Source organism: Nocardia sp. PE-7 (assembly GCF_030486425.1).
GTDB lineage: Bacteria > Actinomycetota > Actinomycetes > Mycobacteriales > Mycobacteriaceae > Nocardia > Nocardia salmonicida_A.
Genome location: NZ_CP129614.1, coordinates 6745002 through 6768165, shown reverse-complemented (window position 1 = coordinate 6768165; position 23164 = coordinate 6745002). Strand labels below are relative to the sequence as shown.

Sequence of the window (23164 nt, the reverse complement as noted above, 5' to 3'; positions counted from 1 at the left end):
GTCACGAACATTGTCGTGACCACCAGCAAGATCGTTACTGACGCGTACGGGAATTGATCGGGCTCACAGGTCGACGGCGGGAGCGGACGCCCTCGCCGCGAGCCGCCCGGCCGCTATCGCCGCCACCACGATGGTGCACAGCGTCGCCAACATGATCGCCGAGCCCTCACCCGGCACGAGCACCCCCAACTGGCTACCGACGGTCACCGCCGCGACCGGCACCCCGATCTGGGCCGCGGCCAGCGCGCCGTAGGCCACCGGCTGGCCGAGCAGTCGCGCTGCGCAGTGCACGGCGACCGCGCCGAAGCCGAGAGCGAGGCCGAGCAGGATGAACTGCGGATGCTCCCCGAGCTCCCGCAGATCGAGCCGAGCGCCGAGCCAGACGAAGAACAGGGGAGCGAGCAGGCCGTCGCTGATCGCGAACACCTGCTTGGCCACCCGCCGTGGTTCGCCGACCCCGGCCACCGCCAGGCCCGCCGCGAACCCGCCGAGCATGATCGAGACGTGCATCGCGCTCGCCACCCCGCACAGCGCGAACACCAGAACCAGACTCACCCGCAGTTCGAGCGTGAACTTCCGGTCCTCGGACACCTCGTGCACCTGCCGCTGCGCACCCGTCTTCTGCAGGTAGCGCAGGACGAAGAACATCACCACCGCGCAGAGCGCGACGGCCACCGCGCCGATCGCGGCTCTGAGGGCGTTCGCCGGATCGATCACCAGCGGCAGCGCGACGATGCACGCGGTATCGGCGATGGCCACCTGTGCGGTGAGCGACAGGACCGGCGGCCCGCTCAACCGCATCGAATCGATGATCGGCAATGCCATCGCCGCCGACGACGACGCCATCAGTACCGCGTAGACGGCCGCGTGCCCGATGTCGAACGTCTGCGCCACCGCCCAGCCCGCGACCGCCGCGACCACGCCGACCAGCACGGCCCGCGCGGCACCGCTGCCGAGCGCGGTGCGCACCTGCGGATCACGCACGGGCACGTGGGTCCCCGCGGCGAACATCACCAGCGCGAAACCCATATCGGCGAGGAAGACGAAAATCGGATCGGTGGGGTCGAGGATGCCGAAACCAGTGGTGCCGAAGATGATCCCCGCGACCATCTCGCCGAGCAGCACCGGCAGGTACAGCTGCTTGGGCAAAGCCAGCAGCGGCCCGATCAACCCGAGCGCGACCACCAGCGCCAGGGTCGCGAAGGTCATGGCATCGCGGCGATCTTGGCCGGTACCTCGATGTTCTCGTCGGCCCAGTACAGCGCGCACACCCGGTGGTAGCCGTCGGCGATCAGCATCGGCACGTTCAGGCGACAGTTGCCGCGCACCAGCAGGATCGGCGAGAGCCTCTTGCCCTCGGTCACCTTGAGCAGGTCCCTGCGCACATGCGGGTTGTCCGGGGTGAGGGCATGGAGCTGGGAGGCCCGCAGAATGTCCTTCACCTTCTTGACGACCACCGGCGCGGCCCTGAGCTCGGCCACGACCGCGTCGACCAGTGCCTGGTCGCCGAGTAGCTCGAGATAGTCGGCGGCGGCCGGATAGTCGTGGTCTTCCGGGGCGGACTTCCACTTCACCTGCAGGATCGCTTCGGTCATCGACTCATCATCCGCCCCCTCCGACCGGTTTGCCGAGAGGTCGCCACATGTTGTAGATCGGTTGCGCGATCGGTATCGGGCCGTGGTCGGTGGAGCCTGGATCAGCCCCTGGCCATATCCACGAACCGGCTGAGGTGCAGCTGATGGGCGACGGTGATCGTGGCGGTGGGGCCGTTACGGTGTTTGCCGACGATGAGGTCGGCCTCGCCGCCACGGGGGTCGTCGCGTTCGATGGCGTCGGGTCGGTGCAGCAGGATGACCATATCCGCGTCCTGCTCGAGCGAGCCGGACTCGCGAAGGTCGGAGACCATGGGCCGCTTGTCGGTTCGCTGTTCCGGACCACGGTTCAGCTGCGAGATCGCGATCACCGGAACTTCGAGTTCCTTGGCGAGCAGCTTGAGGTGTCGCGAGAATTCCGAGACTTCCTGCTGACGCGATTCGACCTTCTTACCCGAGCTCATCAGCTGCAGGTAGTCCACCACAACGAGTTTGAGATCATGCCGCTGTTTGAGCCGTCGAGCTTTCGCCCGAATCTCCATCATGGTCAAGTTCGGCGAATCATCGACGAACAACGGCGCCTCACTGATCTCACTCATCCGGCGAGCCAGCTTGGTCCAGTCGTCATCGCTCATCCGCCCGGACCGCATATCACCGAGCTTGATCTTCGCCTCGGCCGAAAGCAGACGCATCACGATCTCGGTACGGCTCATTTCGAGAGAGAAAATGACGCTCGCCATACCGTGCTTGATCGAGCAGCTGCGCATGAAATCCATGCCGAGAGTCGAGTTGTGCGTCGGCACCATCGAGCGACCGGCCAGGTAGAGATGGTCGGCATTGTCCACTTCGACGCAGCGCACAGGTACTGACTCGACGTGCCGCACGTCGACGATGTAGCGGGCGTTGGAGCGAGCCGTGCTCCCGGTGGCGCGACGTTCCTTGTGCAGCAGTGCCTTCCGGTAAAGGCCGAAGACCTCGTCGTCCGTGGCGAACGTGAGTGTGTAGCACGTCGAGGACTCCTCGGAACGGCCGCGCACGCGCTTCGTCGAGACGCCACAGCGATATCCGAGGCTGACGACGAGTTCCTGTACGTCGCGAAACAATCGCTCGCCGGTCACCGCGAACTGCACGGACCCACCGTGCGTGACCGTTCCGTCGGTGTCGAGCAGACCGGCCAGCAGTGCCCGCCGCTGAGCTTCGGACGAGCGCAGGTAGGCAATCGGAATGTGCTTGTCCCCGAGTACGCCGAGCGTGCGGAGCCGGGCCTGCACGCTGCCGACCGTATTCCGGCACGACTGGCACAGACGCAATCCGATCGACGGACCACCGCACTGTGCGCAGGTCGGCGCCGGAACGGGCTCGGAGACGAATCGCGCCTTACCGCCGCAGGAACGGCCGCATGTACGGACCTCGCTGGTGAACGGAGTGAATTCGGTGCCGCACACCACGCAGGTGCGGGCCGCGACGGGCTCATCTGCGGGCAGCGTCAGTTGGAATCGCCATTGCGCCGATCGTGAAGGAACCGCCACGATGCCTTCGGCTTCGATACGCGCGACGATTTCCGGATCGACACTGGTGATCTGAGCTGCGGCAGAGGTGCCATCGCCCAACCAGGCGCCCAATGTGTAGGGCGGGACGAGGAGCTCGCACGCAGGTAGTTGCAATGGCTCCGCGTTGGTGACGGAGTGGTTGATCCGCTTGTCCGCGGTATCGCAGCGCACGGTCTCGGCAATCTGGGCTGTGGTGCGGACCTCGGCGAACTGTCGCCGACCTCGTCCCGACTTCGACTGCTGCGCGGAACGGCGTGACGCGCGCGTCTCGGTCAACCACTGGTGTTGCTCGTCCGCGACGAGCACTGTCCCATCAGAGAATTCGACCTCGTAGCATGGCCGGTCGACCATGACCTCGGTCGCCGCGACGACGCGCGTCGGGCGGCCCTGCGCATCGAGCAGCTCCTCACCGACACGAACCTCGCCCATGGTGGTCCAACCACGAGGCGTCGGCAGGGGAGTGTCGAGCGCCAGCGCCTTACCCACACCGGGTCGGGCCGCCACGATGATCATCTGCCCGGGATGCAACCCGTTGGTGAGTTCGTCGAGTTCGGTGAAGCCGGTGGGGACGCCGAGGGAGATGCCGCCTCGGGAGGCGATGGAGTCGATCTCGTCCATGGTGGGCTGGAGCAGTTCTTCCAGCGGGGTGAAGTCCTCGGTGGTGCGGCGTTCGGTGACTTCGTAGATTTCGGCCTGGGCCCGGTCGACCACCTCGGCGACGTCCTGGCCGTCGGCGCCCGCGTAGCCGAACTGGACGATGCGGGTGCCCGCTTCGACGAGGCGGCGCAGGATGGCCTTCTCGGCGACGATCTCGGCGTAGAAGCCGGCGTTGGCCGCGGTGGGGACGGTCTGGGTGAGGGTGACCAGGTAGGGCGGGCCGCCGATGCGCTTGAGTTCGCCGCGGCGGTCGAGGCCCGCGGAGACGGTGACGGGGTCGGCGGGTTCGCCGCGGCCGTAGAGGTCGAGGATGGTGTCGTAGACGGCCTGGTGCGCGGGGCGGTAGAAATCTCCGGGGCGCAGCACCTCCACCACATCGGCGATGGCGTCCTTGCTCAGCAGCATGCCGCCGAGGACAGACTGCTCAGCGGCCATGTCGTGCGGAGGCTGACGGCCGAAGTCCTCGCCGGGCGGCTCAGGCGTGAACTCGGTTTGCGCGCGGTCACCGGTGGTTGTCACCAGGGGAGTCCTCTCTGCCCGCAGAACCGGGGGTTACACATCGATGTACTCGTTGTACTCCCGGACACCGACACGGATGTCAGCAATCGGTTGCCTGCGTGATTCCGGGGGCCGCAAGCAGGGCAATGCGACGAACCTAGGCGACGTTTTCGGGACTCGCCAACCCGACATGTGCACACAACTGTGGATAACTTGGGGGTAGTTCACCCGTTGTTGTGCAGCGCCTGTGGAAAACATGGGGAAAACCCAGGTCAATACGGCAAAACGCCCTGCTAGGCCCCGGTTTGTCCAACCTGGGCCCTGTGGATGAAAGAAGTTCCGGCGTGTCGGTAAAGGTGAACAGCCGGGCGTGTTGGGTAAACAGCGATGGTGCAGGCTATGACGGGAATCACAAATCTGCCGGTCGGTTTCCGCAGTCATCCACAGGGTGAATAACTGGAGGTCACGCGATTACCGACCGTGAGCCGCGCAACATGGCCCGCATCGGCCGCAACATCGGCTACTGATCAGTTATCGCAGAAACGGCCTGAAAATGGCAAGCAGAAACCACCCCTATGCACGCACAGGGGTGGTTTCCAGCGAACTCAGTTCGCAGCAACCTCGAGGTTGAACTTAGCAACCACATCGGGGTGCAGGTGCACCACGATGCCGTGCTTACCGGTCGCCTTGATGTGCGACTTCGGCAGCTCGATGCTGCGCTTGTCGACCACGGGGCCACCAGCGGCCTTGATGGCCGAAGCCACGTCGGTGGTGGTGACCGAACCGAACAGCTTGCCGCTGTCGGCGGTCTTCACGGACAGCGAAACCGCGGCGAGGCCCTCGATGGCCTGCTTCAGCTCGTTGGCGTGATCCAGGTCGCGCACCTTGCGGGCGTCCTGGGCGCGACGGATTCCGTCGACCTGCTTCTGGGCGCCACGGGTGGCCTGGATGGCCAGACCGCGGGGCAGCAGGAAGTTGCGGCCGTAGCCGTCCTTGACCTCGACAAGGTCGCCGGGGGCGCCGAGGTTGTCGACATCAGCGGTGAGGATGAGCTTCATCTGTGTGACTCCCTTTCTCAGCGAGCGGTCGACACGTAAGGAAGCAGAGCCACCTCACGCGAGTTCTTGACGGCGACAGCGATGTCACGCTGGTGCTGCACGCAGTTGCCGGTGACGCGGCGAGCGCGGATCTTGCCGCGATCGCTGACGTACTTACGCAGCAGCGTGGTGTCCTTGTAATCGATATTGACGATTCCGGACTTTGCTTCCTTGCAGAAAGCACAGGCCTTCTTCTTCAGTACCTTTTCGCGCGCGGGCGCTTTAGGCATGGTTTTCTCTCCGTACTATGAGTGCCGTTCGAATCAGAACGGCGGTTCGTCATCCATGCGGCCGCCGCCCCCGAAGGAGCCGGCCGCGGGCGCGCTACCCCACGGATCGTCTTCGCCACCGGCATTGCTGCCGCCGGCCGGACGTCCGCCGCCATTGTTGGCGTTGTAGCCGCCTGCGCTAGATCCACCACCGGCATTGCCGGAACCACCACCGCTGAAGCCGCCACCGCCGCCTCCGCCACCGCGACCGGCCTTGGAGACCTTCGCAGTCGCGTAACGCAGCGAGGGACCGACTTCGTCGACCTCGAGCTCGACCACAGTGCGCTTCTCACCCTCGCGGGTTTCGTAGGAGCGCTGCTTGAGCCGACCGCTCACGATGACGCGAGCGCCTCGGGTCAGACTTTCGGCGACGTTCTCCGCTGCTTCACGCCAGATGTTGCAGCGCAGGAACAGAGCCTCGCCGTCTTTCCATTCGTTCGAATTGCGATCGAACACACGGGGAGTCGACGCGACGGTGAAATTTGCCACCGCCGCACCTGCGGGCGTGAAACGAAGCTCCGGGTCTGCCGTCAAGTTTCCGATGACGGTAATGACCGTGTCGCCTGCCATGGGGTTCCTCCTGCTCGGGGTGCAGTCCGCATCTCGGGGATTTGCGCTCGAGCCTAAAGCTAGGCTCTGACATCAAATTCGAGAAGGGTGCGGACTACTTGTCGTTGCGCAGAACCTTGGTGCGCAGCACCGTCTCGTTCAGGCCCAGCTGGCGGTCGAGTTCGCTCACGGTGGCCGGGGTCGCGGTCAGGTTGACGATCGCGTAAATGCCTTCGGCCTGCTTGGCGATTTCGTAGGCGAGCCGGCGGCGGCCCCAGATGTCGACCTTGTCGACGTTGCCGCCCTCGGTCTTGACGACCGTGAGCAGGGTATCCAGGGACTGCCCGACGATGCGCTCGTCCAGGCTCGGGTCGAGGATGACCATTACTTCATATTGACGCACGGACCAATCACCTCCTGTGGACTAGGAAACGGCCATGGACTCTCCATGGCAGGAGGGTTCGTTGCGTCAGCAACCCGCCAAGGCTACATGAGCGGGTAGTGACCAGCGAAATCGATGCCTGCCGCGGGTGTACCCCGGTGATCGCGGCGCCGCCGCATAATGTGGTCGCATGACCACAGTCGGCCCGCGGCAGCGCACAGCACGGCGCGGCGCGACGTGGACCGCTGCCTTGAGCATCGTGGTGATGCTGCTGTGTGGGCTCACCCTCGCGCTGGCCTACGCCAACAAAGCCCGGTGTGCGGGCGGCGCGATCGATGAATCCGGTCGCAGTCTGGTATTCGAGGAGCGCAAGGATTCGGATGTCTGCTATTCCGATATCCAATTCCTGTGGCTCGGCCGCGATATCGACAATCACGTCTTCCCTTACGTCGATGGCGCGATCACCGACGACGGTGCGCTGACCGGCGGCGCGGTGGAATACCCGGTGCTCAGCGGCGTGCTGATGTGGGCGGGCGCCATCGGGGTGGACAACGACGCCGACTTCCTGTGGCAGTCGGCGCTGTTGCTCGCCCCGTTCGCTCTGCTCACGGCCTGGATGCTGGCCAGAATCGCCGGCCCGGCGGCGCTGCTGTGGGCGATCGGCCCGCCGCTGGTGTTCTACGCCTTCCACAACTGGGAACTGCCGGTGGTGTGCACGGCGGTGGCGGCGGTCTACGTGATGACGATGCTGACCGGGCTGTCCGTGCGCACCCGCGGAATCATCGCCGCGGTACTGCTCGCGCTGGGTTTCTGTCTCAAGCTCTATCCGGGAATCTTCGTGCTCCCGCTCGCGGTGTTCGTGCTCACCGAGGGCGCCCCGCGTGATCGACGCCGGATCGGCGAGCTCGATGTGGCGGGGGCCGCGCAAACCCTGCTGGCGGCGATGGGCACCGTCGTGGCGGTGAATCTGCCGTTCGTGCTGGCGGGGGTGGAGGGCTGGCGCGCCTCGATCACCTTCCAGCAGTTGCGCCAGGCCGACATCACCACCAACTCGATCTGGTACTGGGGTCACCAGCTCCTGTTCGGCCGCGCGGCGGAGACGACGCAGACCTGGCACGACGCCGTGGCGATCGCCTCGCCCACCTTGATCTTCGGCGGGTTCGCGCTGGCCATGTGGCTCGGCTGGCGGCGCTGGACCCCGAGTTCGGCGTACCCGTGGGTGGGTGTGAGCGCGGCGATGCTGGCCGCCTTCATGCTTTTCCACAAGGTGCATTCACCCCAGTACACCCTGTGGATAATTCCGTTCCTGGTGCTGCTCGAGGTGCCGTGGTCGCTGGTCGCGGCCTATCTGGTGGCCGACGCGGCGGTGGGTGTCGGGGTGTTCCGGTACTTCGCCGCGCTGGGTGAGGGCGAGAGCGTCGAACTGATGGAGGGAATCGTCCAGTTCGGCGTGTGGTTGCGCACCGCCCTGTTGATCACCCTGTTCTTCCTCTTTCTGCGGGCAAGGGCGCGCGGCCGGCGCCTCGAATCGAGCACGGCGCCGGGCCGCCAACTGCAACCCGCGTGAACGACAACGGCGGCGAATCCCGGAAGGGACTCGCCGCCGCTGTGGCTCTTCGGCCGTGGATCAGCTGACCGGAGTGGACTCCTTGGCGTCTTCCACAGCGTCCGGCTCGGACTTGCGGTTGCGCAAGATGCTGGAGATGAGCGCCGCGCCGATGAACGCCACGCCGACCAGACCCGTGATGAGCTCATTGACGTGCACGCCGATCGAGATCAGCAGGATCGCCGCCAGCGCGCCGATCGCCCAGTGCGCGCCGTGCTCGAGATACACGTAGTCCGACAGCGTGCCCTGGCGAACCAGGTACACCGTGATCGACCGGACGAACATCGCACCGATCAGGCCGAGGCCGAGCGCGATGATGATCGGGTCGGAGGTGATGGCGAACGCGCCGATGACGCCGTCGAAGGAGAACGACGCGTCGAGCACCTCGAGGTACAGGAACAGGAAGAACGCGGCCTTACCGGTCGCCTTCACCAGCGTGGAGGGGCCACCGGCTGTGCCCTCCTCGAATTCCTCCACGTGGAACATCGAACCGAGTCCGTCGACCAGGATGTAGACGATCATGCCGAGCAGACCGGCGACAAGCACGGTCGAGCGATCGTCGGCGTCGGCGAGGAACTCGGCGACCAGCACCAGGCCGGTACCCGAGACGACCACCGACAGCATGTCGAGCTTGCCCGCCTTCGCGAGGGGCTTCTCCAGCCAGCTGAGCCAGGTGATCTCGCGGTCCTCGAAGATGAAGTTCAGGAACAGCAGTGCGAGGAACATGCCACCGAACGCCGCGATCTGCGGATGCGCGTCGGTGAGCAGCGTTTCGTAGCTGGGGCTGCCGTCAGGGAAGGTAGCCGCGTCGTTCTCGGGCGGGTTCAGCGCCAGATCGAACGCCTGGACCGGGTTCAGTCCCGCGGTGACCCAGACGATGGCCAGGGGGAAGACCAGGCGCATACCGAACACGGCGATCAGTACGCCGATGGTCAGGAAGATCTTCTGCCAGAATTCGCTCATCCGTTCCAGGACGGTGGCGTTGATGACAGCGTTGTCGAATGACAGCGACACCTCGAGAATGCCGAGGATCGCGCACAGTGCGAGTGCGGTCAGGCCACCGTAGAGGTAAGCCACGACCAGTGAGACCACCGTGAGGGCGATGGACAGGCCGAAGATGCGCGTTATCACGCGGAGGGACCTTTCTGTTTCGCACAAACAGGGGGCCCGATGTGCCGAGCCCCCTGTTCGCGAGGGTGACTAGACGTTGACGCCGTAGTCGCGAGCGATGCCGGACAGGCCGGAGGCGTAGCCCTGACCGACGGCGCGGAACTTCCATTCCGCACCGTTGCGGTACAGCTCGCCGAAGACCATAGCGGTCTCGGTCGAGGCGTCCTCGGACAGGTCGTATCGGGCGAGCTCGGTGCCGTTGGCCTTGTTGACCACGCGGATGTAGGCGTTGCGTACCTGACCGAACGACTGCGAGCGAGTCTCGGCATCGTAGATCGATACCGGGAAGAAGATGCTCTCGATGGTCGGCGGGGTGTTGGCGAGGTCGACGTCGATGACCTCGTCGTCGCCTTCGCCCTCACCCGTGGTGTTGTCGCCCTTGTGCTCGATGGCGCCCTCGGGGGACTTGAGGTTGTTGAAGAAAACGAAGTGCTTGTCGGAGACGACCTTCTTGTCGGCGCCGGTCGCGATTGCGCTCGCGTCGAGGTCGAAGTCGGTGCCGGTGGTAGTGCGCACGTCCCAGCCGAGGCCGACCGAGACCGCGGTCAAACCCGGAGCCTCTTTGCTCAGCGAAACGTTGCCGCCCTTGGACAGACTGACACCCATGCGGGAATCCCTTCGATTAGTCCGGTGTGTCGTTTCCCAGCATGTCCGAATCGCCGGGTACCGCTACGACAGTAATAGGTTTCGCAGATCTTGCGTAGGAACCGTCTGCAGCCCAGGTTAACGGGGGGAATCTCCTACCATCGACGGCAGTGAGCGGGCGGCCCGCATGCGTGGTTCGGAAAGGGGATGTGCCGGTGACACCTCGCAGACGCGGATGGTTCAGATCGGGGGCCGATCATGAGTGGATCAGCGGGGCGCGGGCCGCGACGTCGGCCGCCTTTCTGGATATGGATCGCAGGCAGACGGCGGCGGAGGCGGGCGTGGTGGCCAGTGAGCAGGTGTTCCCCGACCGCCGGATCGGCGCGGTCTGGGAGCCGGTGCGCGCGCGGTGCTACGCCGCGGCGGGCGCCTACCTGAGTTTCACCGACGAACTCGACGCCGCCGAGGGGGCCGGCACCGCTGTGCTCGATGGTCCGGGCCGGGCCGACGCGTTGGTCAGGCAGCTGAACGACGCCGCTCGCGGGGTCGACGAGTTCTACAACGCGAACCGCGCCGGTCTCGCCGAGGCGGCGACCGTGCGGGCATCGGTGCCGCAGCTCGTGACGCACGTGCGAGCCGAGGCCGAACGGGTGCTGGCGGCCGCGGCGTCGTCCGGATTCACGAATTACCCTTCGATCGCCACGGGTGTAAGGAGGCTGAATGAGGCTCTGATCACAGCCTCTTCGGTCGATCCCGGCACTGCCGTCGCGGGCGCGCGCGAGGCGGCGGCGCAGGTGGAGCAGGCGACCACGGAATTGTCGAATGCGTTGGCGCAGGCACCTTCTCGTGCGTCGGCCGCCGCGAACGCGATCGCCTCGGTGACCACCCGGCTGGCCGCGGTCCGCAATCGCGCCGGTGCGCTCGGGCCCGCCTACTCCGCGCTGCTTCGTGAGTTCAGTGCTGCGAGTTCGGCGGACTTGACCAACAATGAGCGGGAAAGCCGTCGCGGCATGGATGCCGCCGACGAGGCGCTGGTCGGCGCGCGCGTCGCGGCAGCCGATCGTGATCCGGAGACCGCCCTTGATGTGACCGCCACCGCACGCGAGTACCTCGCCGAGGCCGAGCAGTTGGTCGACGCCGTCACCCGGCGCCTCGAATTGCTCCGTGAGGTACGTGCCGACCCCGAAGCTCAGGCCCGCACCGTACGATTCCGGCTGCGGGACGCGCAGATGCTCGCGGTCGACCGAGGACTGGTCGCCGAGTGGGGCTCGGTTCTCGATGCACAAGCCGAACGCCTCGACCGCATCACCGCTGGACTCACTGGTCGCCATCCAGACTATTGGGCGTATGTTACCGAGCTGGGTACCGTCGCGGAGTTCATCGCCGGAGTGGTCGAGCGAATCAGAAAACACGCTTCCGAAAAGTAGAAATGACAATGGGTCGACAGATGAGGTGGGGGGAATGACCGCGGGCTACGCCATCGCACCGGAAGTTTGCTTGCGTAAGCAGGTACCGCTGCGCCATTTCCAGCAGTTGCAGGGTCCCCGCAGGCGGGAGTTGTTCCTGGTCGAGCCGGAGCCGATTGAAGGCCCCGACGACCGGGAGCTGTTGGCGACCGCGCTCGGCGCGACGCTCTATGTGCCCGCGACGCGCCCCGATCTCGCCGCGACGATCCGCCGACGCGCCGCGCGCGGGGTGTGTTCGATGGTGATCGACCTCGAGGACGCCGTCGCCGATCACCAGGTGGAGGCCGCCAAACAGCACGCGGTGGACACCCTCGACCTGCTCGCGCGCGGCGAAGACGCCAATCCGATGCTGTTCATCCGGGTGCGCGACGCGGCCTCGGTCGGCGAGCTGGTCGCCGCGCTCGGGCCGGGCGCCGATGTGCTCACCGGGTTCGTCTTCCCGAAGTTCGACGCCGTGAGCGGTCCCGCGTACCTGGCCGCGCTCGACGACGCCAACCGCAGCCTCGGCCGCCCGGTCTACGCGATGCCGGTGCTCGAATCGGCGAACCTGGTGCACCGCCAGACCCGCGACGAGCAGCTCGCGCGCATCGCCGAACTGCTCGCCGGACACCGCGAGCAGCTGCTGGCCGTGCGGATCGGCGCCACCGACATGTGCTCGACCTTCGGCATCCGTCGCGACCGCGACCTCACGATCTACGACGTGCGAGTGGTCGCCGACGTGATCGCCGACATCGTCAACTACCTCGGGCGCGTCGACGGCACCGGTTTCATCATCACCGGACCGGTGTGGGAGTACTTCGCCGACCACGAGCGGATGTTCCGGCCGCAGCTGCGCAGCGCGCCTTTCGAGGAGTCCGACGCGGTGAAGTTCCGCCAGTACCTGGTGAGCCGTGACCTCGACGGCCTGCTGCGCGAGATCACCCTCGACCGTGCCAACGGTATCCAGGGCAAAACGGTGATCCACCCCTCGCACGTGGCCGTGGTGCACGCGCTGTCGGTGGTGACCCACGAGGAGTACGCCGACGCGCTGGACATCATGGCCGCCGATGTCGGTGGCGTCGCGGCCTCGGAATACCGCAACAAGATGAACGAGATGCGCCCCCACCGCAGTTGGGCCCGCCAGACGCTGGTTCGGGCCCGTGCGTTCGGGGTTGCGAACAAGGGAGTGTCTTTCGTGGACTTGCTGACAGCGATGATCGCCGAATGAGTGCGTTCGAAACACCATGGGCAACAGTGAATCTCGGTATCGAGCTGCATCACGGCGAGTCCTTCGCCGCGCGCTCGGCCGAGGATGGCTTGCCGGGTGGGACGTCTGCCGAGGGCGTGCCGACTGACGGTGGGTTCGTCGCGTTGTCCGCGGAAAGTGTGCTGACGGGCGCACTGTCGATCGGCGCGCTGGTACAGCCGGGTCTGCGCCGCAATCCGCGCCGGGCGCATCTGCTGGTGTCCACCGTGCTCGGCAAGCACCTGCCGACCGACCCGCGTGTGGTGATCGGCGCGGGCAATCGGCTGGGCGATCTCGTGCGTGAAGTGCTCGGTGAGCGCGAAGCCGTCGTGCTCGGCTTCGCCGAGACGGCAACAGGTCTTGGTCACTGTGTGGCCGCGCGGATCGACGCGGGCTGCTACCTGCACTCCACCCGCCGCCACGAGTCGCGAGCCACCACGCTCACCGGGTTCGAAGAGGGCCATTCGCACGCCACCTCGCATCTGCTCCAGCCCGCGCCCGCCGCGATCTTCGCCAACGATCTCCCGCTGGTGCTGGTTGACGACGAGATCTCCACCGGCGACACCGCCATCGACGCGGTGCGAGCGCTGCACGCTTTCGCTCCCCGCTCGCACTACGTGCTCGCCTCGTTGGTCGACATGCGGACACCGGCCGACCGGACCAAATTCGAAGCTGCCGCAGCCGAACTCGGTGCGCGCATCGACACGGTCTGCCTGGCCTCCGGTCGCACCGAGCTGCCTTCCGGGCTGATCGACACCGTCACCGCCCTGCCCGATCCGCAGCTGAATCCGGTCGCGACACAATCGGGTTCGTACGGTCGCATCGAATTGAGCTGGCCCGCAGATGTTCCCGAGGGCGGCAGGCACGGGATCCTGCGCTCGGATGCCGCCGCGTTCGACATCGCGTTGAAATCCGTCGCCGACGAGGTGAACACCCGTCTCGACGCCGAGTTCGCCGGGCGCCCGGTGATCGTCATCGGCCACGAAGAACTCATGTACCTGCCCCTGCGCCTGGCCGCTGAACTGGCCGACGCGGGCACTCCCACCCGATTCCAAACCACTACCCGCTCACCGGCATACGTCCTGGACGAACCCGGCTACCCGCTCCGTCGAGGCTTCCGCTTCACCGCCCCGGAACCGGACCCCACCGCCCAGCGCTACCTGTACAACGCGCAGTGGCCCGACGCCGACCCGGTCCTGCTGGTCGTTATCGATCCCCCCGCCGACACCCCGGAGCTGGTTGCTCCCGGCGGCCTGGTCGACGCCCTCACGGCATCGGGTGCCGACGTCTTGGTCGCTGTGCTCCCCGGCGCTGATCCCCGTGCGCTGCACGCGGGCCGGACCGCTGCGCCGGTCGCCGTGACAGCGTCGCTCTCGATGTCGCACAACGATTCCGCGACCCGGGCTGATTCGCCGGGCCGCGAGAAATCGACCACGGGAACCGTATCGACTGACCGGGACGGCCACGCGGAACACGGTGGCGGCGCGAGCTCGGTCCCGGACGAGCGCGGTGCGCGCCCGCTCCCCGTCGCCCTGCACGGACCCGAGTTCGGTTCCTATGCGCCCGAAGATGTTTCGTGGCTGCTGAAGGATCTCTCGGATGCCGATCTGGAAGCCGATGTGACCGAGCGCGAGCATCGCATCCAGGCCGGCGTCGCCCATTACGCCGAGTCCTTGCCGGTGGAGTTCCAGCCCGACGCCGAATACCGCGAGCTCTTCGACCGCGTGCTGGCCGACAGCGCGCAGCGACTGGCGCTGGCGGTCGCGACCGTGGCCGAACTCGTTGTCGCCGAACGCGGTGAGAACATCGTGCTGGTCTCGTTGGCCAGGGCGGGCACTCCAGTCGGCGTGCTGATGCGACGGTGGCTCGTCAGCGGTATCGGCCGCGAACCGCTGACCGTCCCGCACTACGCGGTCTCGATCGTGCGTGACCGCGGCATCGACGCGGTGGCGCTGGATTATCTCGCGCGCCACCACGATCCGTCCTCGATCGTCTTCGTCGACGGCTGGACCGGCAAGGGCGCCATCACCCACGAGCTCACCGCCGCGCTCGACGCGTATCACGCTGCCGGCGGCGCCCGGTTCGACGACGAGCTCGTCGTCCTGGCCGATCCCGCCAATTGCGTGCGGACCTACGGCACCCGCGACGACTTCCTCATCGCCTCCGCCTGCCTGAATTCGACTGTGTCAGGGCTGGTTTCCCGCACGGTCCTCAACACCACCCTGATCGGCCCCGGCGAGTTCCACGGCGCCAAGTTCTACCGCGATCTGATCGACGCCGATGTGTCGAATCAGCTGATCGACACCGTCACAGCGGCTTTCGACGCGATCAGCGACAAGGTCCCGGCCGCCGTCGCCGCGATCCGGGATTCCGACCGCACTCCCGACTGGTCCGGATGGGCCTCGGTGGAGAAGGTCCGCGCCGAATACGGCATCAGCACAGTCAATTACGTGAAACCAGGCGTTGGCGAGACCACCCGTGTGCTGTTGCGCCGGGTACCGTGGCGAGTGCTGGTCCGCGAGGCAGACGCGCCGGAGCACGCCCACATCCGCCTGCTCGCCGCGGCGCGCAATGTCCCGGTGGAAGTGGTCCCCGACCTGGCCTATTCCTGTATGGGCCTGATCAAGGAGCTAGCCCGGTGACCGCCGAGTCCCTCTTCGCGACCGATCTGGATCGCACGATGATCTTCTCCCGCAACGGCTTCGGTGGCGCCGAAGCCGTGGCGAAGGAGTGCGTCGAGTACTACGAGGGTGAACCGCTCTCTTACATGACCACCGCCGCCATCGCCGCCCTGCGCGAACTCGCGGGCATCGCCCCGGTGATCCCCACGACCACCCGCACGATCGAACAGTTCCAGCGCATCACCTTGCCCGGCGCTCCGTGGCGCTATGCCATCACCAGCAACGGCGGCAACATCCTCGTCGACGGCATACCCGACCCCGCCTGGCGCGTCGCCATCGACGACCAGGTCAACGCGTCCGGAGCCACCCTCGCCGATGTCGGCGCCGAATTACGTTCCCGCATAGACGATTCCTGGGTCACCAAGTACCGCGAGGCCGACGAACTGTTCTGCTACCTGGTGGTGCGCCCCGACCAGGTGCCCACCGGCTTTCTCGCCGAATGGGATAGCTGGTGCCGTGCCAACGGCTGGTCGGCGTCCCAGCAGGGGCGCAAGATCTACACGATGCCCGACGCGGTCTGCAAGAGTCTCGCCGTCGCCGAAGTCCGCAAGAGGCTGACCGAGGCAGGCGAATTGGCCGGCAGCGCAACCTTGTTCACCGCGGGTGACGGCGCGCTCGACGCGGAGATGCTGAAAGCCGCCGACGCCGCCATCCGTCCGCGCCACGGCGAACTGGAAGAACTGAACTTCACCGCCCCCAACCTCACGATCACCACCACGGCCGGAATCCTGGCAGGCGAGGAAATCCTCGAGTGGTTCCACGCCTCGGCGCAGCGCACCACCGTGCCGGTCGGCTGACCGGCGAGAACCCGGGCGCCGAAATGGCCGCCCGGGTTCGAAGTGGTCAGTAGTGCTGCTGCTGACCAGCCAGCTGCTGGGCGATCACGCCCTGGATGCGCTGTAGGCCACCGACCGTCACACCGCTCTGGAGCTGACCCTCGATCGTGCGGACCAGCGCGTTGTCGCTCATGATCTTCTCGGTCGACTGGATCAGGACAGTGCCCGCGCCGGTGAAGTCGAACTGACGTTCCTCGCCGGAGTTGGCGCCCATCCTGGCCGCGCCCGCCGCGAGGAAGCTGCCGATCCAACCCTGGTCGTAGTGGTGACTGGGCGAGGGGCAATCAGCCCAGCCGACCAGGGATTCGGGGTCCACGCGCAGCGGCGGCTCGGCGAACATCACCGGCCCGTTCGACGAAGCGAGGAACTTGCCGGTACCGATCAGCGTGAGGAACCCGGGCACGATCGACTGCTTGAGAGCCAGTCCCGGCTCGAAGGCCAGCAGGTTCGCCCCACGGATGGTGAGATTGCCGTCTTCGAGATCGTAGGAATTGATGTCGTAACTGCGGTCGCCGATGATCAGCTTGCCGTGGCCCTGCGCCACCACGTAGTCGCCCGCGAACAGCGGGGCCGAGAACTGGCTGCTCACCATATGCATCAGCCCGCCCTGCAACCCGTGGGTGAGCATCTGGAACTCGATCTGGCCGTAGTAGGCGATCATCGCGCCCTTGCGCATGAACCACGGTCCGGTCAGATCGATGCTGTAGGCGTAGCTGTTGCCCGGAATGTTGTCGCTGGCACCGAGATTCATCGGCGAGAGGATTTCGCTCATCGGTTCACAACTTCTCTTCGGAGGCCTGCACGTACACCACACCCTGTCCGTGGCAATGCAACTGCATCGCCTCGCCCGCGCCGCGGCCTACCGCATCGCGCCAGCTCATCGCGGACTTCAACTCGGTCTGCACATTGCCGTACGCGGCGACGAACGCTTGTGGGTCGACCACGATCGGATTCGGCCCGCCCACCTGCAGTTCCAGGAATCCGCCGTGTGCGAGCAGCACCGCCGAACCCTGTCCGCTGAGCTGGGTGGTGAACATGCCGGTGCCGGTCGCGACACCCGCGGCAGCACCGCGCAGCGCGCCCATCAGACCGCCGCCACCACCGCCGCCGCCGCCCGAACTGGCCACGGACACCACGGAAGCCTGCAAACCGGCCGACTGCGCCAGCAGGCGCGAAGCCTCGGCTCGCAACACCGCACCCGGCTGCATCTGCACCACGTGCACCTCGAGCCCGGCGAATCCGTAATGGACTTCGCCGTTGCCCTGCGCCAGCATGGTCCGCTGGTGCTCACCGGCCATCATCTGCCCGGCCATCCGCATCAGACCGCCACCGCCCATACCCTGACCGGCGCCGGGAATCTGATGCGGCGCGAACGCCACCTGACCCGTGTAGAACAGCATCGCGCCGGACCGGGCGACGACGCCGCCCGCCTGTCCGACGTTGACCTTGACGACCTTGCTGTTGACCTTCTCGAACATCGCCTGCCCCTACCGTTCCGCCGGCTGGATCAGCACGACACCCTGGCCGTCGAACCGCAGCGAGAATGCCTCGCCCGCGTCCTGACCGACCATGCTCCGCCAGGAGACGTCGGTGACGAACGACTGGTTGAGATTGCCGCGCGAGGCGACGAACGCGTCGGGATCCACGATCAAGGGGTACTGCGGCGACACCTCCAGGTGGATCAGCGGCCCACCGGCCGACAGCAGCGCCACCTGACCCTGTCCGCTGACCGTGGTGGTGAACAGCCCGCTGCCCGCCGACATCCCACCGACCCCGGCGAACCGCACATCGGTGCGCAGATTGCCCGCGAAGGCCAGCAGCTGCTGCGACTCCACCTGCAGAGTCTCATTGTTGAGGTTCACCACGGTGACGTTCTGACCGTTCACCGCGAGGAAGACGCGCCCGTTGCCGTTGCATTCCATCAGTGACAGTTTCTCGCCGGTGGCGCGGCGCTTGAGGCCGTTGAGCACGCCCTCGCCGCCGCCGAACCCGGCCGATTTGAACTGCACATTGCCTTCGTAGGCCACCATCGAGCCTGCGATCGCGCGGATACTCGTCCCCGCGAGCTGCGCCTCGATCACCTTCTTCGACTGTTCGAACAATTGCGCCATGACAGGCTCCGCTGTCCCCTCTGAATAGGCGGGCGAACCGCCGTCGTCCGACTGCGTCGTCACCCTAACCGATCAGGCGAAACTCCGCCCGCGACGCCGAACATAGTGGGTGGGCGCCACAGAGCCCGGACGTGTGCGCCCGGTTTCTCGTAGAGTGGCAAGCGAGTTCCGTCGACACCCACCAACGACAAGCGAAGGGTCGAACTTGTCTGCAACACTCGCCAAGGGCCAGAACGGCCCGGTGGCCGTCAGTGATGTGGTGATCTCGCTCCAGGTCACCGCACCGGCCGACTTGTCCGCGCTGCTCGTGACCGAGCAGGGCAAGGTCCGCACCGACGCTGATTTCGTCTTCTACAACCAGCCGAGTGGACCGGGTGTCGATCTGCGGCCCGGACCGGCGGGTCAGCCTGCCTCGCTTGCTGTTTCGCTGCCCGCGGTGCCCGCCGACATCGATCAGATCCGGGCGGTGATCACCCTCGACGACGCGAACAGCAACTTCGGCCGCTTCGCCCCGCCCACCGCCATCGTTTCCGACGCGTCGGGCAACCAGCTGTTCAGCTACCAGATCGATGGTCTGAACTCCGAGTCGATCGTGATCGCGCTCGAGCTGTACCGCCGCCAGGGCAGCTGGAAGGTCCGCGCGGTCGGCCAGGGCTACGCGGGTGGATTCGCGGCACTGGTCACCGATCACGGTGTGCAGGTTGATGATTCGCCTGCCCAGGCCGCCCCGCAGCAGGCCGCGCCCCCGCCGCCCCCGCCGCAGCAGGCCCCGCCCGCGTACCCGGCGCAGTCCGCGCCCGGCTACCCGCAGCAGCCCGCGCCCGCCTACGCCCCGCCCGGTGGTGGCTACCCGCCCCCGCCCGGCCCGGCCCAGCAGCCCCCCGGCGGCTACCCGCCGCCGCCCGGACAGGGCTACCCGCCGCCCGCGCAGGGTGCGCCGCAGCAGCCGACCGGTGAGATCAGCCTGAGCAAGGATCGCCCGGTCAGCCTGCAGAAGGGCCAGCGGGTCACGCTGCGCAAAGACGGCGGCGCCGCGCTGACTTTCGTGAAGATGGGTCTGGGTTGGGACCCGGTGCGCACGCGTGGAATGTTCGGCAACCGCACCGTCGACATCGACCTCGACGCCTCGGTCTGCCTGTTCGCCGACCAGAACCTCGTGGACGTGGCCTACTACGGCCAGCTGTCGTCGAAGGACGGTTCGGTGCGCCACCAGGGTGACAACCTCACCGGCGAGGGCGACGGCGACGACGAGATGATCCTCGTCGACCTGACCAGGATCCCGGCGCACATCACCACGCTGCTGTTCATCGTCACCTCGTACAAGGGCCATTCCTTCGAGCAGGTGCAGAACGCGTTCAGCCGCCTCATCGACGGCACCACCAACGGCGAGCTGGCGCGCTACACCCTCGCGGGCGGCATGCCGTTCACCGCGATGGCGATGGCGAAGGTGTACCGCGCGGGCGGCGACTGGAAGATGCAGGCGCTCGGCGAGGGCTTCAACGCCAAGCATCCAGGTGAGGCCGTGCCGCAGTTGGGCCGATTCCTCGGCGGCAACTGAACCAAGCGACAGAGCAGGGCAGACACCGTGATTCACCTGAAAGCGGGGCAGAACACTGCTCTGACCGCTGATTCCGTGCGCTTCACCGCGCAGACCACCGGCACCGTCGAACTCGGTGCGCTGGTGGTCGGCGAGGATCTGCGGGTTCGCGACGTGCACGATCACGTGTGCGCGTCGCGGCCCGCGGCACCCGGGGTGAGCTTCGCCGGAGCGGCGGTGGATCTGACGCTGTCGCAGCTCAGGTCCGATGCGCACGCGGTGCTGCTGTTCGTCGCGGGCGGGCAGACGCTCGGTGCGGTGACCGCGTCGCTGTTCGAAAACGGCAGTCCCGCCGCTGAATTCGTCATCGCTCCGACAGCGGGCGAGAGCGCGCTGATCTGCCTCGAGGTGTACCGCCGTGGCGGTGGCTGGAAGTTGCGGGCGCTCGGTCAGGGTTACGCGGGCGGCTCGGCACAGTTGCTCAGCGCGCACGGCGTGACCCCACCCGCGCCCGCGCAGGCCTGGCAGCCGCAACCCCTCGCACCGCCGAGCGCTCCCACCGAGACGGTCGCGAGACCTGTACCCGCGTCGGGCATTCCGCTCGAGGTCGATCACGGCCTGCAACGCATGTGGATGATCTTCGAAGACGCCGCCCGCTCGGCCGCCGCCCTGGTCTCGGCCCGCGACTACGCGACCAAACGGCTGGATCAAGAACTCTCCGAAGCGGTGTCGAACCCGGCGACCCGTAATACCCCCGCCGCCGACGCGGCCCGCGCGCAAGCACAACGCCGGCACGACGACCTCGTCGCCTCAGCCGACGCCGACCACCGTCGCGACAGCGACCAACTCGGCCAGGAGATCGCCGAAGCCGACGCCGCCATGCCCGCCGCGCTGGCCTCCTGGCTCGCTCCCGCGTGGACCACCCGCGCCGCCCGCGCCGACGGTATTCGCCTCGGCGAGCTCTACGCCCTCGACCGCGGCGGCCTGCGCGTGCCGTATTGCGTTCCGGTGCCGCTGAATCGGCCGCTGTGGGTCGACACCGAGTCCACCGCCGCGGCCTCGCGCGTGGTCGGCGCCCTGGTGGCCCGGCTCGTGGCCGCGATCCCCGACAAGCCGACCAAGGTCGACCTGATCGACCTCACCGGTGGCCTGCGCACCCTCGCCGCCCCCCTCGCGCCACTGTTGGCAGGCCCGGTCATCGCCGACCACGGCGACATCTCCGCGCGCCTCGCCGAACTCGCCCACGCGGCCGAACTCGCCGACATCGCTTACAACAGTGGACAAGCCGTACCCCCCACCGAACACCGCATCCTCGTCGCCGCCGACTTCCCCCACGGCTACCAGGGCAGCGACGTGGTGCGCCTGGGCCAACTGATGGTGCGCGGCGACCTGATCGGCCTGTCTCTGGTCATCGTCGGCAGCGGCAGCGGCGAATTCGGCGACGGTCCGGTAGATCTCCTAGCCCAGTCGTGCAGGCACCTTCCCACCATGCCCGGCACCCCCCTGTTCGACCCCTGGACCGGCAACGCCTGGGAACTCGACCTCGACATGCTCCCCGCCGAACCAGAACTCCAGGCCCGCTACCTCCGGATGTAGAGCGGAAGTTTCGTTCGGGCCTGCGCCGGTCAGTTCAGAACCGATATGGGTCGCGAGCTGACCGTGGCCTGGCGGGGGCGCAGGAATTCCGGGAGCCAGGGGAGTAGCGGGTCGAGGGCGCGGTCGAGGACGCCGCCTGCTGGGTCGTCGACGAAATCGCGGCGGACCACGTCGTGCTGTGGGCGCAGGATCTCGTAGACGATCAGCGCGCACAGGCCCAGGACTGCCAGGTCGCGCAGGACGACGGTGCCGGTGAACCACTGTTCGGGCAGGCCCTTGTTGTCCTCGCCGAGGTAGTAGTACATGCGCGGCACCCAGACCAGTGCGTCGATCGTCATCCAGGCCAGCAGGATTCGGCGATGTGGCAGCGCGAGGACCGCCAGCGGCACCAGCCACAGCGAGTACTGGGGGCTCCACACCTTGTTCGTCAGCAGGAAGGCCGCGACGACGAGGAAGCACAGCTGGGTCAGGCGGGGGCGGCGTGGCGCGGTGAGCGCCAGGTAGGCGATGCCCACACAGGCGGCCACGAAGGCCAGCAGGGAGACGGTGTTCAGGATCGTCGGCGGCTCGCCGTGGCCGATCTGCCCGTCGAAGCCCGTCCAGCCGGTGAACGAGGTGATCACGTTGTAGATCGAATCGGGGTCGGCGTGGCGAGTGGTATTGAGGCGGAAGAACTCTCGCCAACCTTGTGGATACAGCGCCGCGATCGGCAGGTTCACCGCGGCCCAGGTGCCCGCCGCGCTGAGCACGGTGAGGATGGCCGCGCCGAGCGGACGCAACGCGAAAAGGTGTGTCCTCGCCGGTGTCTCACGCAACCAAGTGCGGGCGGTCTCGAGACTGTCGATATCGCGCAACCGCAGCCCGGCCCGCGCGGCGGGCTGGCGCTGCATCGGATCGATCCGCATGCACAGCACCACGATCGGTCCCAGCAGCAGCAGCGGATACAACTTCGCCGCTCCGCCGAGTCCGAGCAGGACGCCCGCGAGCACCGGCTTACGCCGCGCCCACGCCAGCAGTCCGGTTGCCGCGAAAGCCGTTGCCAGTGCATCGAAATTCGTGAACATATGCACGATCACCAACGGCGACACCGCGATCAACGCGGCGTCCCACACCCGTCGCCCGGCTAATCGCGACGAAGCCCAGACCGTGATCAGCCAGCCCACCGAAAGGCCGAGCGCGACAACGTTGAAATACACCACCACCGACATCGCGCCGGGCAGCGGCAGGTGGTCCCAGACATTGCCGATCTGCATCGCCGCGTACTGGTACAGGCCCGAAAGCACCGGATACTCCATGTATCTGGTCTCGGTGCCGCCGTCGGGCGTGGATTCGGTCCAGGATTTCTTGTACGGGAACGCGCCCTCGTTGAGCCGTTCGGCGCCGTAGAGCGGCACGGTGTCGGAGTAGCACATGGCCACGTACTGGCGACCGTTGTTCCAGTCCAGCATCAGACCGCCGTCGCCGTCGCCGGTCTGCTGGATGCAGCCCGCCTTGGCGGTCCAGCCCAGCGCCAGGAAGATCACCGTGAAGGCGAACATCACCCGCAGCGGGGTCCAGAACCGCACCCGCCCGATCAGCGCGTGATCGCCGACCGGGCCGCCGATCACGGTGGAGAGCTGCGCGGTGAGTGAGTCGTTGCGGCTGGGCCGGTCCCGCGCATCGATCGAGCGCAGGTCGGGCGCCAGCCGGGCGGGCGCCACGTAACCCGCCTCGCGGCCCAGCCGGGTACCACTCGACGCCGGCTGGTCCGCGATTTG

At 67.0% G+C, this 23164-nt stretch carries 20 protein-coding genes; 7 read left to right on the top strand and 13 right to left on the bottom strand.

Translation table 11 applies throughout. The features are described 5' to 3' along the window. Positions 1-63: 63 nt before the first annotated feature. From QX204_RS31690 to rpsF, 7 genes are all read right to left on the bottom strand, one after another. Positions 64-1209 (bottom strand): cation:proton antiporter, encoded by a 1146-nt coding sequence (locus QX204_RS31690; RefSeq protein WP_301904122.1) that lies wholly within the window; start codon positions 1207-1209, stop codon positions 64-66. After that, positions 1206-1583 (bottom strand): hypothetical protein, encoded by a 378-nt coding sequence (locus QX204_RS31685; RefSeq protein ID WP_301908180.1) that lies wholly within the window; start codon positions 1581-1583, stop codon positions 1206-1208. Before QX204_RS31685 ends, QX204_RS31690 begins: the two co-directional genes overlap by 4 nt. Positions 1584-1696: 113 nt before the next feature. Next, positions 1697-4234, bottom strand: coding sequence for a replicative DNA helicase (gene dnaB / locus QX204_RS31680; RefSeq protein ID WP_301908179.1), 2538 nt, complete (start codon positions 4232-4234; stop codon positions 1697-1699). A 668-nt stretch (positions 4235-4902) separates the two neighbouring features. Further along, positions 4903-5355: a 50S ribosomal protein L9 gene (gene rplI / locus QX204_RS31675; protein ID WP_301904120.1), complete on the bottom strand. Its 453-nt coding sequence runs from the start codon at positions 5353-5355 to the stop codon at positions 4903-4905. A 17-nt stretch (positions 5356-5372) separates the two neighbouring features. Next, a complete protein-coding gene (gene rpsR, locus QX204_RS31670; RefSeq protein ID WP_056823934.1) occupies positions 5373-5624 on the bottom strand; it encodes a 30S ribosomal protein S18 in 252 nt (83 codons plus the stop codon). 33 nt (positions 5625-5657) lie between these two features. Continuing rightward, the gene (locus QX204_RS31665) at positions 5658-6233 is read right to left on the bottom strand and encodes a single-stranded DNA-binding protein (RefSeq protein WP_056823931.1); all 576 of its coding nucleotides are present in this window, start codon (positions 6231-6233) and stop codon (positions 5658-5660) included. A 94-nt stretch (positions 6234-6327) separates the two neighbouring features. Continuing rightward, positions 6328-6615, bottom strand: coding sequence for a 30S ribosomal protein S6 (gene rpsF, locus QX204_RS31660; RefSeq protein WP_056823926.1), 288 nt, complete (start codon positions 6613-6615; stop codon positions 6328-6330). Between the two features lie 169 nt (positions 6616-6784). On the opposite strand from rpsF, the gene QX204_RS31655 reads away from it, so the two are divergent. After that, complete coding sequence (locus QX204_RS31655; RefSeq protein ID WP_301904119.1) at positions 6785-8161, top strand: glycosyltransferase family protein; 1377 nt, start codon at positions 6785-6787, stop codon at positions 8159-8161. A gap of 60 nt (positions 8162-8221) precedes the next feature. Here the strand turns inward: QX204_RS31655 and QX204_RS31650 are convergent, their stop codons facing one another. Continuing rightward, entirely contained in the window at positions 8222-9331 is a 1110-nt protein-coding gene (locus QX204_RS31650; RefSeq protein ID WP_301904118.1) for a DUF475 domain-containing protein, read from the bottom strand. Positions 9332-9400: 69 nt separating this feature from the next. After that, the gene (locus QX204_RS31645; protein ID WP_062990541.1) at positions 9401-9976 is read right to left on the bottom strand and encodes a TerD family protein; all 576 of its coding nucleotides are present in this window, start codon (positions 9974-9976) and stop codon (positions 9401-9403) included. Between the two features lie 194 nt (positions 9977-10170). Between QX204_RS31645 and QX204_RS31640 the strand changes: the two genes are divergently transcribed. The 4 genes from QX204_RS31640 to QX204_RS31625 are packed head-to-tail and all read left to right on the top strand — an operon-like array spanning position 10171 to position 16124. After that, positions 10171-11382, top strand: coding sequence for a hypothetical protein (locus tag QX204_RS31640; protein ID WP_301904117.1), 1212 nt, complete (start codon positions 10171-10173; stop codon positions 11380-11382). Positions 11383-11416: 34 nt separating this feature from the next. Beyond that, positions 11417-12628, top strand: a complete 1212-nt coding sequence (locus QX204_RS31635) for an HpcH/HpaI aldolase/citrate lyase family protein (protein WP_301904116.1) — start codon at positions 11417-11419, stop codon at positions 12626-12628. Further along, entirely contained in the window at positions 12625-15288 is a 2664-nt protein-coding gene (locus QX204_RS31630; protein WP_301904115.1) for a phosphoribosyltransferase, read from the top strand. Before QX204_RS31635 ends, QX204_RS31630 begins: the two co-directional genes overlap by 4 nt. A gap of 38 nt (positions 15289-15326) precedes the next feature. Next, complete coding sequence (locus QX204_RS31625) at positions 15327-16124, top strand: HAD family hydrolase (RefSeq protein ID WP_301908178.1); 798 nt, start codon at positions 15327-15329, stop codon at positions 16122-16124. Between the two features lie 46 nt (positions 16125-16170). On the opposite strand, the gene QX204_RS31620 is transcribed toward QX204_RS31625, so the two are convergent. Genes QX204_RS31620 through QX204_RS31610 form a run of 3 tightly spaced genes read right to left on the bottom strand, consistent with a single transcriptional unit; the run spans position 16171 to position 18274 of the window. After that, positions 16171-16935: an AIM24 family protein gene (locus QX204_RS31620; protein WP_301904114.1), complete on the bottom strand. Its 765-nt coding sequence runs from the start codon at positions 16933-16935 to the stop codon at positions 16171-16173. 4 nt (positions 16936-16939) lie between these two features. Next, positions 16940-17641 (bottom strand): AIM24 family protein, encoded by a 702-nt coding sequence (locus QX204_RS31615; protein WP_301904113.1) that lies wholly within the window; start codon positions 17639-17641, stop codon positions 16940-16942. A gap of 9 nt (positions 17642-17650) precedes the next feature. Beyond that, positions 17651-18274: an AIM24 family protein gene (locus tag QX204_RS31610; protein WP_056823909.1), complete on the bottom strand. Its 624-nt coding sequence runs from the start codon at positions 18272-18274 to the stop codon at positions 17651-17653. A gap of 205 nt (positions 18275-18479) precedes the next feature. On the opposite strand from QX204_RS31610, the gene QX204_RS31605 reads away from it, so the two are divergent. Continuing rightward, positions 18480-19832, top strand: a complete 1353-nt coding sequence (locus QX204_RS31605; RefSeq protein WP_301904112.1) for a TerD family protein — start codon at positions 18480-18482, stop codon at positions 19830-19832. 27 nt (positions 19833-19859) lie between these two features. Then, positions 19860-21407: a TerD family protein gene (locus tag QX204_RS31600; protein WP_301904111.1), complete on the top strand. Its 1548-nt coding sequence runs from the start codon at positions 19860-19862 to the stop codon at positions 21405-21407. 29 nt (positions 21408-21436) lie between these two features. On the opposite strand, the gene QX204_RS31595 is transcribed toward QX204_RS31600, so the two are convergent. Beyond that, positions 21437-23161, bottom strand: coding sequence for a glycosyltransferase family 87 protein (locus tag QX204_RS31595; RefSeq protein ID WP_301908177.1), 1725 nt, complete (start codon positions 23159-23161; stop codon positions 21437-21439). Positions 23162-23164 lie beyond the last annotated feature (3 nt).